Consider the following 11,890-nt stretch of genomic DNA (forward strand, 5'->3'; position numbering starts at 1 on the left):
GGCTGGACGCACCCACGCCCGGCTACGCTCGGTGAGCGAGCGATGCCAGACTTTCGTTTCCGAACGCGTTGCCGTTGTTGCGAGAGTTCGGCTAGATTGCGCCGAGATCGGGCTGTGACCAACCTCCAACCAGGGGGTTGCAGACCGACCGCCGAGTCCCGGCGACGCAGCCAGCGTCGCGGGAGCCGGGGACCCATCAGTCCCTCGGGGTGAATCCGTCACGCACGGTAGGGCTACCTCTGGCCCGAACCCGTCAGCTAACCCGGTAGGCGGTAAAAGGGGAGCGAATGGATTCAGTAGGTCAGAAACTGCTAGAGGTCGCCAAGGGCCAGCTCGGCTATCACGAGAAAGCCAGCGGTTACACCAAATTCGGCGACTGGTACAGCAAGCATGTTGACAAGGACCCCGTCTACAAGACGTCGGCCTGGTGCGACATGTTCCTCGCATGGGCGGCCGACAAGGCCGGCGTCGAGGACTGGACCGGCCAGTTCGCCTATACCCCCGACCACGCCAAGTGGTTCAAGAAGCAGGGCGCCTGGGGCCACAAGGCCGAGCCCGGCGCGATCGTGTTCTTCTCGTGGTCGGGCGGCAAGAGCATCGGCGACATCGAGCACGTCGGCATCGTGGAGCGGGTCGACGGCCACACGCTGCACACCATCGAGGCCAACCACAACAACGCGCTGATGCGCGCCACCCGGGACATCAGCCAGGTGGTCGGGTTCGGCTATCCCTCCAAGGTGAAGGTGAAGGCGGCGCCGGCCGTCGAGCAGACGGCCCAGACCGACCAGAACTACGCCCCGAAGCACGCCGCGCCGCCGCCCGCCGTCAAGGAGATCGGCAAGGACGTCCAGGCGCAGGTCGACGCGCACACCACCGCGGCTCACGACCCGGCCGCCCCATCGTCCCCCCTGCCGGACCAGCAGGCCGCCCTGACCGGGCTGCTCGCCGTCGTGCTGTTCGGGACCGTGGCCCTGGCCGTCGGCAAGTCGAAGGTCAAGGTGCCCGTCTCGGCGCCGAACGTCCGGGTCCGCAAGCGCGGCAAGCACCACCGCACGCCGGTCGAGCTGCCCGCCGAGGTCAGCGTGGCCGACCTGGAGGCGGCCGACGCCAGCACCCAGCTCATGCCGGTCCTGTCCGCCGAGGCCGCCGCGAAGGCCGAGGACCAGGAGTTCTGGGGCAAGATCGCGGAGCTGGAGGAGGACGTCGAGCTGGCGTTCTGGAACACCCTGCACGCCGCGGTGTCACAGAACGGCTCGATCGAGTCCGAGACGGAGTCCGAGTCCGTCCTGTCCTGAGCCTCGCCCGCCCGAGCCGCGGCGCCGCGCCGCGCGGCATCGTCCGTACGATCCCCGTCCGCTCCTGCTCCGGAGGCGGGCGGGGATCGCCGCGTCTAGGCGCAAAGGACCAGCCGCCCATCACCCGGAGTGACCATCCTGGGATCCCCCGGGCCATCTCCGCATGTTCTCGTTGGACGCTCCGTCACCATCCGTTAATCTCCAGCGAGTCGTCACCGGCCGAGAGACGGCCGGACCGCCGAATCGCCCGTCGCGCCGTGGCGCGCCGGGGAACCGGGGACCCATTCGCGGAGGCAGGGGGCGTCTCCTCGCCTGCGCATCGGGGTGAATCCGCGTCCGTCGCCGACGGCTCGCGGTAGGGCTCCTTCTCGTCCGAACCCGTCAGCTAACCCGGTAGGCGGCCTGAGGAGAGGAGCACCTGGATGGATCGATCCCGCACCGCGGACACGCACGACCCTCTTCATCCCGGGAAGGGAACGGCCCGCCGTACGGCGGTCGCGACCTTCGCCCTCGTCATCGCCGGACTCGCGCCGCCCGTGTCGGCCGCGCCGGCCGACACGGCCCGGCCAGGCCCGCGCATCGACGCGCTCCGGCAGCGCGCCGGCCAGTTGAGCGACCGGCTCGAGCAGCTCACCGAGCAGTACAACGGCCTCAAGGTACGCCTGGAGCAGGCCCAGCGCGCGGCCGTCATCGCCGGTCAGACCTCGGCCCGCGCCACCGAGACGCTGAAGGCCATGCAGCGCAAGGTCGGCCGGTTCGCCGCCATCCGTTACATGAACGGCACGCACGACGACGCGCCCGCGCTCCTCGCGTCCTCGAACCCGCGCGCGCTGCTGGACCGGGCCACCACCCTGCACTACTTCACCCAGCAGGACGACGGCGAGATCCGGCAGCTCACGCGGGCCATCCAGAACGCCCAGTGGACCGGCCAGGACGCCCGCGACCGCGCCGCGCAGGCGGCCCTCCTCAGGAGCCGGCTCGCCGGGCAGCGCGCCACCATCCGCGCCGCGCTGGAGAAGGTTCGCAAGCCGCTCCTGCAGGACGCCGTCGAGCGCGCCGGCAAGGGCGAGAAGGTGCCCGCCATCCCGGGCGGCCCCGGCAGGGCGGTCGGCGCCGTACGCGCCGCGCTGACCCAGCTCGGCGTCCCCTACGTCTGGGGCGGCGCGACGCCCGGCCAGGGGTTCGACTGCTCGGGCCTGACCATGTGGGCCTACCGGCAGGTCGGCGTCAACCTGCCGCACTACGGCGGCGACCAGTGGAACGCCGGCGTCCACGTCTCCCGGGACCAGCTGGAGCCGGGAGACCTGGTCTTCTTCTACTCCGACATCCACCACATGGGGATGTACATCGGCGACGGGAAGTTCATCCACGCGCCGCACACCGGCGACCACGTCCGGGTCGCCGACCTGTCGACCCGGCCCTTCGCCGGCGCGGTCCGCGTGGTCTGAGGCGACCACGCGGACCGGGGCTCACTTCCCGACGCGGTACATCTCCGCGACCATGAACGCCAGGTCGAGGGCCTGGCCGCGGTTGAGGCGGGGGTCGCAGGCCGTCTCGTACCGCTGGTGCAGGTCGTCGTCGACGATGTCGTGGCCGCCGCCGACGCACTCGGTGACGTCGTCGCCGGTGAACTCGAGGTGCACGCCGCCCGGGTGGGTCCCGAGCGCCCGGTGCACCTCGAAGAAGCCGGCGACCTCGTCGAGCACGTCGTCGAACCGGCGGGTCTTGTACCCGCTCTCCGACTCGAAGGTGTTGCCGTGCATGGGGTCGCAGATCCAGGCGACCTGGGCGCCGCTCGCGGTGACCTTCTCCACCAGGGCGGGAAGGTGCTCGCGGATCCGCTTGGCGCCCATGCGGGTGACGAAGGTGAGCCGGCCGGGCTCACGGTCGGGGTCCAGCCGCTCGATGAGCGCGAGGGCGTCCTCGGCGGTCGTGGTCGGGCCGAGCTTCACCCCGATGGGGTTGCGGATGTGCCGCATGAACTCCACGTGCGCGCCGTCGAGCTGCCGGGTGCGCTCGCCGATCCACAGGAAGTGGGCGGAGACGTCGTACGGCAGGCCGGACCTCGAGTCGACGCGGGTCAGGGCGCGTTCGTAGTCCAGGAGCAGCGCCTCGTGGCTGGAGTAGACCTCGACCCGGTGGAACTCCTCGGGGTCCGCCCCGGCGGCGTGCATGAACGCCAGCGCCCGGTCGATCTCCCCGGCCAGCCGTTCGTAGCGCCGGCCCGCGGGGCTCTCGGCGACGAAGTCGTGGTTCCAGGCGTGCACCTGCCGCAGGTCGGCGTAGCCGCCCTGGGTGAAGGCGCGGGTGAGGTTCAGCGTGACCGCGGCGGCGTGGTATGCGCGCAGCAGCCGCTCCGGGTCCGGCACGCGGCTCTCCGGCGTGAAGTCGAACCCGTTGACCATGTCGCCCCGGTAGGCGGGCAGCTCGACCCCGTCGCGCACCTCGGACGGCTTGGACCGCGGCTTGGCGAACTGCCCCGCCATCCGGCCGATCTTGACGACCGGGACGCTCGCGGCATAGGTCAGGACGACGGCCATCTGCAGCAGGGTCTTCAGCTTGTTGCGCACGTCGTCGGCGGTCGCGCCGGAGAACGTCTCGGCGCAGTCGCCGCCCTGCAGGACGAAGGCCTCACCGCGTGCCACCGCGGCGAGATGCCCCTTGAGCTGGTCGCACTCGCCGGCGAACACCAGCGGCGGCAGCTTGGACAGCTGCGCCGCGACGTCTTGGACCCGGGCGGGGTCGGGCCAGTCGGGCTGCTGGGCGGCCGGAAGGTCACGCCAGGTTTCGAGGAGGTCCACGAGACCTAAGGGTATCGAGCGGGTCACAAGCCCGGGTCATGCAACCTGCGTATTACGCCCTGTTTCCCGCATCTCCGCACCTGCTACGGCGATCCGCGGTATGACGGACCTCGCGTCACTACGGCGGTCCGCGCTGTGACGGGCCTCGCGTCGGCCGCCTCGAATCTCTGAGATGATGGGCCGATCCCGCAGATCGCCGACGACGCATGAGGTTCTGACATGAGCACGAACGGCCGCGCCTATGACATCTGGCTCCGCAAGCCCGAGGAGGCCCAGCAGCTCCTCGAGTCCAAGCGGGCCGATCTCGACGGTGACGGTCTGTCCCTGCTGTCCTGGCTGGTCCTCACCAACGAGCGTGACGACAGGAAGGCCGAGCAGATCGCCCACCAGGCGATCGCGGCCGGTGGCGACACCCGGTTCGCCACGGCGGCGCTCGCCGAGGCCTTCAAATGGCGTGGCGACTACGGCCGGGCCGCCCAGATCGTCCGGCAGGCCCGCGAGAAGTACCCGACGATCCCGTGGTACGCCCTGACGCTGGCCGACGTCCTCAAGGACGGCGGGTGGATCGACGACGCCGAGGCCATCCTCGAGTCGGTGGTCAACGACTCCCAGCTGCGCCGGCACGCGCTCAAGCGCCTGTCGAAGTGGGCGGTGGACCGCGGTGACAAGCCGCGCGCCCTGAAGTACCAGACCGAGCTGATCGCGCTGGCCCCCGACTACCTGGTGTACGCCTCCGACTACACGCTCCTCGCGGCGCTCCGGCTGGAGGCCGGCGACCCGGCGGGCGCCCGGGACATCCTGCAGCGCGGCGCGGCGATCTACCCGCGCAACAAGCCGATCAAGGAGATGCTGCACCAGCACTTCGGCGAGCTCGCGCCGGAGAAGGCGCCGAACATCCCGCCGGTCGACGAGCGCGCGGTCGGCGCCCGCCGCATCCCGATCAAGACGAAGATGATCACGCTGCGCACCGGCATCCTCCCGATCATCCAGGAGGCGACGCAGGGCATGCTGCGGCCGGACGACATCCTCGCCCTGTCGGAGAGCCCCGCGTCGGCCGGTCAGGGCCGGATGATCCCGCTGGAGCTCATCACGCCGGAGGGCATGGCCAAGCAGCTCAGCAAGTTCGTCGGCAAGATCGGTCCGCTGCACAGCCCGGCCGGGATGCAGGGCGCGATCCTCGAGGCGGGCCGCGCGAAGGTCCTGCTCGGCGCGGCCGCGGGCGCGGCCGGCAAGCTGGTCGGCAAGCGCGGCTGGTTCTACCGCGTCGCCGGCCCCGGCGCGGCCATGATCGACGACGTGGCGGCGGCCCTCCCGCCACACGACCACCACCTGCTGTTCGGCCCCGGGCGGCCGGACAAGCTGTCGGAGGACCTGTCCGCGGCGCTCGGCTGCCACGTCTGCGTCGTCGACGCCAACCACCTCACCGGCGCGTGGGTGGTCGGGGCCTCCAAGGGCGTCGACCGCAAGTGGGTGGAGAAGGTCCTGTCCGACAACCCGGCCGGCAACGAGGACGAGCAGACCCCGATCGTGCTCATCCGCAAGATCTGACGCCGCGATCCGGCTCCGCGCCGCGGCTTCCGGCCGCGGCGGCCCGGGGTCGTCGCGAACGGCACGGAAAGGCGCCCACCCGGTCTCCGGGTGGGCGCCTTTCGGCGTGCCGCCGGACTCCACCGGCGGCGCCGACGCGGAAGTGGACCGGCGAGGGCGCGGGAATGGCGCCGCTGTGAAAGGCCGGTGAAATCGAGCCGCCGCGGGGCGGCGCCCTCCCGCGTGCGCGCCCTAGAGTCGTGGGGCCGCTCACACGGGAAGGGGTACCGGACTGCCGCAGTTCAAGTGTACGGAGTGTGCCGGTTCAGCGGTGGGCGGCGGTGATGGCCTCGCGGGCGGCCTTGGCGACCTGCTCCATGTGCCAGTCGGACAGCCCCTGGTGCACCGGGAGGGCGAGCATCTCGTGGCGCAGCGGCTCGAGCTCGGCGAACCGCCGGCGGTCCAGGAGCGGGTGCGGCACCGGCCAGATCTCGATGGAGCGCACGCCGCGCTTCTGCAGCTCGGCGATGGTCCGGTCACGCTGCGGAACGCGCACGGGGTAGTAGAGCGGCGCCACGCCGTCCGGGAGCCCGCGGAAGCGAGGGGGGCACACGTCGGGCAGGGAGTTGAGCAGGATCGCGTAGTTGCGGCGGCGGTGCCGGCGGATGGCCTCACCGTCGGCGCCGTGCACGGCCCACTCGGTCATCCGGGAGGACTTGGAGGCGGCGACCTCCAGGTCGGCGACCTCGAGGTTCCACTCGCCGATGACGACCTCGGTGAGCGTGCCCTCCTCGACCGCCTGCTCGGCCTTGCTGACCTTGCGGAAGACCTTCGTGGCGGGGGCCCGCAGCACGCCGGCGCGCGACTGGGCCGCCCATCCCATGCTCTGGGACGCCATCGACCGGGCCATGCGCTTCCACGGCGGCCGGCCCTGGGCCTCGATGTGACCGCCCCGGATCAGCACGGCGCCGCCGTCCGGGACGCCCAGCGACTTGCGCGGGCAGAAGATCGCCGCGGCGCCGCGCGAGCCGATGGCGGCCCCGCCATCGTAGGAGAAGAGGGCGTGCGCGGCGTCCTCGATCACCAGCGTCCCCGGCGGCAGCGGCGGCATCGGGAAGCCGTAGTAGGAGATGAGGTAGGTCGCGTGGCACTGCTGCGACACGCGGAACAGGTCCTCGTGGTCCGCCTCGAGCGTGGGGAGCACCCGGTAGAACATGACCTCGATGCCCGCCAGCCGGGCGGCCTCGACCTCTGAGCCGCAGTGGTACGCGGGCATGGCCAGCCGGTGCCCCGGTCCGAGGCCGAGGGCCTTCAGCGCCAGCCAGATCGCGCCGCGCCCGAGGTGGGTCAGCGTCAGCCCGTCCGAGTTGAACGGGAACTGCAGAGACCGCCGGGTGACCAGCGTCGCCGGCTCCAGCGGTGGATAAACGCTCATCAACGGGTCGCTCATAGGTCCCCTACCCTACTGTCCACCTCCGAGGAGAACATCGGTTCGCCCGTTCGTCGAAACTTCGCCACGGCGGGAGACGTCGTACCTCGTACGAGGCGGTGAGCAGGGATGAGGAGAGGTGAAGCGTTGGACATGGCATCGATCGGCGGCGTCTGGCACGAGGTCGTCGGCACGCAGCCGCACCCGTCGTGGTGGCTGGTCTGTGCGACCGGGGCGGCGGCGCTCGTGGCGGTGTCCGTCCGCTCGGTGTGGCACGTGCTGCGCAACATCGTGACCATCGCGCACGAGGGCGGGCACGCCTTCGCAGCCCTGGTCACCGGGCGGCAGTTGCGGGGCATCCGCCTGCACTCCGACACGTCGGGCGTCACGGTGTCGCGCGGCAAGCCGTACGGGTTCGGCATGATCGTCACCGCGTTCGCCGGGTACGTGACACCCCCGTTGCTGGGCCTGTGCGCGGCGGGTCTGCTGGCCCTCGGGCACATCACGGCCCTGCTGTGGGCGAGCATCGTCCTGCTCGCCGCGATCCTCCTCATGATCCGCAACGCGTACGGCGTGCTGTCGGTGGTCACGACCGGCGCGGTCGTCTTCGTCGTGTCGTGGTACGGCTCGGCCGCCGTGCAGGCGGCCTTCGCCTACGCGTTCACGTGGTTCCTGCTGTTCGCGGGGGCGCGGCCCGTGATGGAGCTGCAGAGCAAGCGCTCCAGGGGCCGCGCGCCCGACTCCGACGCCGACCAGCTCGCCCGCCTGACCGGCATGCCCGGCCTGCTGTGGGTGTTCGGCTTCGCCCTGGTCGCCGTCGTCGCGCTGCTGGCCGGCGGGTACTGGCTGCTGCACGTCGCGGTGCCGCTCCTGCCGGGCCGGTGAACGACTAGTGCTTGGTGATGGGAGCACCCGTGTCGGCGCCGACGACATACCACGGCGCGCCGAACGAGGTGACGCCCTGACCCTTCGTGTCGCCGGGCGACGTGTCCTGCGAGTAGTAGTACAGCGGCCAGCCGTTGTAGACGACCTGCTTGGTCCCGTCCGCCCGGGTCGTCGTCGACAGCATGGACGACTTCACGCCGGGTCCCGCGCTGGGCGACGCGCCGGGCGCCCCGGGTGCCGTCCCGCCGGGCGACGCGCCGGGCGAACCGCCGGGCGACGCACCGGGCGAACCGCCGGGCGACGCACCGGGCGAACCGCCGGGCGACGCACCGGGTGAACCGGTGGACGTGCCACCGCCACCGGCGGTGAACGGCGGCCATTCCTTGGCGCAGGCGCCCTCACAGGCGGACTTGCCGCCCTGCCCCTTGTCCTTCTCGAAGGCGTAGAGCGTCCGGCCCGTACCGTCGACCAGAATGGTGCCCAGACTCGTCTTCTTGGCGTTCAGCACCCCGGCGCCGGCGGTCGGCGCCGCTGACCCGCTCGGCGCCGGCGACTCGCTCGGGGCCGCCGTCGCGGCACCCGTCGGGGACGCGGCCGGTGTGGAGGGCTGGGCGTACGGTCCCCCGCCGCCCTGCGATTCCGGCGTGGTCTTGCTGCCCTCGCCGCAGGCCGAGCCGAGCAGGCCCAGTGCCAGCACTCCGGCGGCAATGACTCCGTTACGCATTGTCCGTTCCTTTCCCCCGATGACGTAGGCGGGCACGTACGGACGCACGCCGTGATTCGCCGTCCATCCCCCGCGTCCGCGAGCCGGGAACGTGTTCTCCCGAGGCCGCCCATGTGCCCCGGCAATTCGGTTACCCATCGCGGCGGCCCATGAAGTGGAAAGGGTCGACTTCTTTAACAGGCGAGGCTGATGCTTGACCGGGCATGCCGGAAGCGGACACGAAGATGACGGGTTTCAGAAAGACCTCTGCGGCGGCATCGTCCAAACCGTGTCGTCCGGGCCGCGCCACCGGGCCACGGCGTCCGGGGCCGAACGTGGCGCGCCCGTCCGTCCGGGGGACGCCGGATCAGCCCGACAACGCGTCGACGCCCCGGCGGAAGAAGTCCAGCGCGGTGGCGCGCTGGTCGTCGGCGGCCATGAGCGCGGCGTACGGGAGTGACGCGCCGCCGAACGCGTCGTCGTTCCAGTACGCGCCCCTCCGTTTCACCCAGGGCGCGACGTAGAGATAGGGCTCCCGATGCTCGGCGTCGCCCGGCGACGCGCCGAACGCGGCCCGCCGGCCGGCGGCCTCGTCCCCGGCGTCGAGGGCGGCGTCGAAGTGCTCCGGCCACAGCTGGACCCGGCTCGGGCCGAGCGCGCGGGCGTCGAAGCGCACCTGTTCGAGCACCGACCAGGCGAAGCCGTACCACGCGCCGAGCGCCTCGGCGGCGGGCGGGCTGATCGCGAGGGTCAGGCCGGGGTCGGCCGGGGTCTCCGGGAGATAGACGTCCGGCGGCATCCCGAGCGGAACACCGGCCAGGTCGGCGGCGTCGCCGAGCGACTTCGGAGTCTCGGCGACGCCGTCGACGACCAGCCGGCCGTTCTCGACGCGGACCTGCCGGTCGTCGGCGAAGTAGGGCGTGCCGAAGCCGCCGCGGGTGAACCGCAGGCCGATCTTCCCGTTGGCGGCGTGGCGGGCGGCCGCGACGACGTGCTCGGCGAGGGCGTGCAGTGACCGGCGGGTCTCGGCGAACCCGCGGGGCAGCGGGGCAAGGCGGTGCCAGGCCCCCAGCCAGCGGTCCGCGCAGAAGCCCGCCAGCCCGGCCCGCTCCCGGGCGAGGTCGTCCCAGGTGCGGCCGAGCCCGCACACGGGGGTCACGAGCTTGGCGCCGTACGGGCCGGCGAGAGGGTCGTCGGCGTACCACGGCGGTGTCGTCACGGCGGGCGGGGACGGCTCGAGCACCCGGACGTCGTACTCGCCGCCCAGCAGGTCCCATGCCTCCCACCGCGGGTTCATCGCCCTCCGTTCGGCTGCGGCGCCCCCGGGATCACGGGGCGGCGTGCGAAGGCCGGGCCGCGACCGCGGCGGGCCGCCCCCAGTTGACCACGGATCCGACCGCGAAGGAACACCGAGGGCCGCCCGGTGGATCTCGACACAGAGGTTGTTTATTTTTCCTACTTAGAAAGTATATATTCCGGTCCCGGGCCTGCCGTCGCAGGACCGATCCGTCGTTCCCTCCCGAATGAGAAACCGCCGATGATGCCCAGAGTCTCCGTCCTGCTCACCGCCGCCACCCTCCTGGCCGCCGCGGCGGCCTGCTCGAGCAGTGGCCCGGCCTCCTCCTCAGCCGGATCGGCGTTCGACCCGAAGAGCTGCCAGGGCGGGACGCTGTACATCCTCAACCAGACCTCGGCGACCGACGAGCACTTCGACCCGGCGCGGATCTACACCTCCGGAGGCGGCGCCGTCCCGTCTCTCGTCTTCCGGACCCTGACGACGCGTAAGCGGGTCCCCGGCCAGGCGAGCACGACCGTCGCACCGGATCTGGCCACCGACACGGGCACGCCGAGCGACGACGCGAAGACCTGGACCTACCACCTCCGCGACGGTCTGAAGTTCGAGGACGGCACGCCCATTACCTCGAAGGACGTCAAGTGGGGCGTGGAACGGTCGTTCGCGCCCGAGCTGCCGGGCGGCATCCCCTACCTGCGCGACTGGCTGGTCGGCGGCGCCGACTACAAGGGCCCGTACAAGGGTCGGGAGCTGGACTCGATCCAGACCCCCGACGACAAGACGATCGTCTTCAAGCTGCGCAAGCCCGAGGGCGACTTCCCGTACGTCGCGACGGCCACGCAGTTCACCCCCGTGCCCAAGGCCAAGGACGGCGGCACCGCGTACGAGAGGCATCCGGTCTCCAGCGGCCCGTACAAGGTGCAGACCCACGTGCAGGACAAGAGCCTGACGCTGGTCCGCAACCCCTACTGGTCGCGCACGGTCGACGACCAGCGGCTGGCCTGCCCCGACCGGATCGAGGCGACGTACGGCCTCAGCGCGGCCGTGATCAACCAGCGGCTCAGCACCAGTGCCGGTAAGGACGCCGGCGCGATCACCACCGACACCGACCTCAGCCCGGCCGAGCTGGCCCGCATCTCCAGTGACCCGAACCTGAAGAAGCGCACCGTGCGCGGCCAGTTCGGCTACACGAACTTCATCGCCTTCAACACCAAGGTCAAGCCGTTCGACGACGTCCGCGTGCGGGAGGCGATCGCGTACGCCGTCAACCGCCAGGCGGCGGTCAACGCCGTCGGCGGCAGTTCCCTCGCCAAGCCGGCCACGACCTTCCTGCCCGACCAGGCGGCGTTCGGCTACCAGCCGTACGACGCCTTCCCGGCCGGTCCCGCGGGCGACCCGGCCAAGGCCAAGGAGCTGCTGGCCCAGGCGGGGCAGCCGAACCTCACGATCACGCTCGCCCACCGCAACGGCGACTCGCACCAGGACGGCCCGGCGGTCGCCACGGCGGTGCAGGAGGCCCTCAAGCAGGCGGGCATCACCGTGAAGCTGAAGGCCTACGACGAGGCGAGCTACCGGTCGGTGCAGACCAAGCCGGCCACCGAGCCGGGCGTCTTCCTGTCCGGCTGGGGCGCGGACTGGCCGACCGGCGGCCCGTTCCTTGCCCCGATCTTCGACGGGCGGCAGATCCTCAAGGACGGCGGCAACTTCAACTTCGCCCAGTACGACGACGCGAAGGTGAACGCCGAGTTCGACGCGATCAACAAGATCTCCGACCCGCTGCAGGCGCGGCCGCGCTGGGGCGCGCTGGACGCCGAACTCGGCCGGCAGGCGCTCACGGTGCCGCTCTTCCACCCGATCTACCTGCGGCTGTACGGCAAGAACGTCAAGAACACCTACCTCGACGAGTGGCGCGGCTCGTACGACGTGGCCATGGTCTCGGTGAAGTGAGCGGGATCG

General features: G+C 71.5%; 9 protein-coding genes and 2 riboswitches. Of the genes, 5 read left to right on the forward strand and 4 right to left on the reverse strand.

Annotation, left to right across the window (positions count from 1 at the left end; genetic code table 11):
- Positions 1-139 precede the first annotated feature (139 nt).
- Positions 140-287, forward strand: a riboswitch (cyclic di-AMP (ydaO/yuaA leader).
- Together ABD978_RS35965 and ABD978_RS35970 are read left to right on the forward strand one after the other, a co-directional pair.
- Positions 288-1,295 carry a CHAP domain-containing protein gene (locus ABD978_RS35965; protein WP_345364663.1) on the forward strand — a complete coding sequence of 336 codons (1,008 nt, stop codon included), beginning with the start codon at positions 288-290 and terminating at the stop codon, positions 1,293-1,295.
- Between the two features lie 234 nt (positions 1,296-1,529).
- A riboswitch (cyclic di-AMP (ydaO/yuaA leader) is annotated at positions 1,530-1,712 on the forward strand.
- Positions 1,713-1,717: 5 nt separating this feature from the next.
- Positions 1,718-2,743 carry a C40 family peptidase gene (locus tag ABD978_RS35970; protein ID WP_345364665.1) on the forward strand — a complete coding sequence of 342 codons (1,026 nt, stop codon included), beginning with the start codon at positions 1,718-1,720 and terminating at the stop codon, positions 2,741-2,743.
- 21 nt (positions 2,744-2,764) lie between these two features.
- Here the strand turns inward: ABD978_RS35970 and ABD978_RS35975 are convergent, their stop codons facing one another.
- A complete protein-coding gene (locus ABD978_RS35975; RefSeq protein ID WP_345364667.1) occupies positions 2,765-4,096 on the reverse strand; it encodes a class II 3-deoxy-7-phosphoheptulonate synthase in 1,332 nt (443 codons plus the stop codon).
- A gap of 219 nt (positions 4,097-4,315) precedes the next feature.
- Between ABD978_RS35975 and ABD978_RS35980 the strand changes: the two genes are divergently transcribed.
- On the forward strand, positions 4,316-5,644 hold the full coding sequence (locus tag ABD978_RS35980; RefSeq protein WP_345364669.1) for a tetratricopeptide repeat protein: 1,329 nt from the start codon (positions 4,316-4,318) through the stop codon (positions 5,642-5,644).
- Between the two features lie 304 nt (positions 5,645-5,948).
- On the opposite strand, the gene ABD978_RS35985 is transcribed toward ABD978_RS35980, so the two are convergent.
- Positions 5,949-7,073 (reverse strand): DegT/DnrJ/EryC1/StrS family aminotransferase, encoded by a 1,125-nt coding sequence (locus ABD978_RS35985; protein WP_345364671.1) that lies wholly within the window; start codon positions 7,071-7,073, stop codon positions 5,949-5,951.
- Positions 7,074-7,205: 132 nt separating this feature from the next.
- On the opposite strand from ABD978_RS35985, the gene ABD978_RS35990 reads away from it, so the two are divergent.
- A complete protein-coding gene (locus ABD978_RS35990; protein ID WP_345364673.1) occupies positions 7,206-7,937 on the forward strand; it encodes a M50 family metallopeptidase in 732 nt (243 codons plus the stop codon).
- Positions 7,938-7,941: 4 nt separating this feature from the next.
- Here ABD978_RS35990 and ABD978_RS35995 read toward each other — a convergent pair whose 3' ends face one another.
- Together ABD978_RS35995 and ABD978_RS36000 are read right to left on the reverse strand one after the other, a co-directional pair.
- On the reverse strand, positions 7,942-8,661 hold the full coding sequence (locus tag ABD978_RS35995; protein ID WP_345364675.1) for a COG4315 family predicted lipoprotein: 720 nt from the start codon (positions 8,659-8,661) through the stop codon (positions 7,942-7,944).
- Between the two features lie 346 nt (positions 8,662-9,007).
- The gene (locus tag ABD978_RS36000) at positions 9,008-9,937 is read right to left on the reverse strand and encodes a hypothetical protein (RefSeq protein ID WP_345364677.1); all 930 of its coding nucleotides are present in this window, start codon (positions 9,935-9,937) and stop codon (positions 9,008-9,010) included.
- Between the two features lie 240 nt (positions 9,938-10,177).
- On the opposite strand from ABD978_RS36000, the gene ABD978_RS36005 reads away from it, so the two are divergent.
- On the forward strand, positions 10,178-11,881 hold the full coding sequence (locus ABD978_RS36005) for an ABC transporter substrate-binding protein (RefSeq protein ID WP_345364680.1): 1,704 nt from the start codon (positions 10,178-10,180) through the stop codon (positions 11,879-11,881).
- The last annotated feature ends 9 nt before the right edge of the window (positions 11,882-11,890 follow it).

This window comes from Actinoallomurus liliacearum (assembly GCF_039542035.1).
Taxonomy (GTDB): domain Bacteria; phylum Actinomycetota; class Actinomycetes; order Streptosporangiales; family Streptosporangiaceae; genus Actinoallomurus; species Actinoallomurus liliacearum.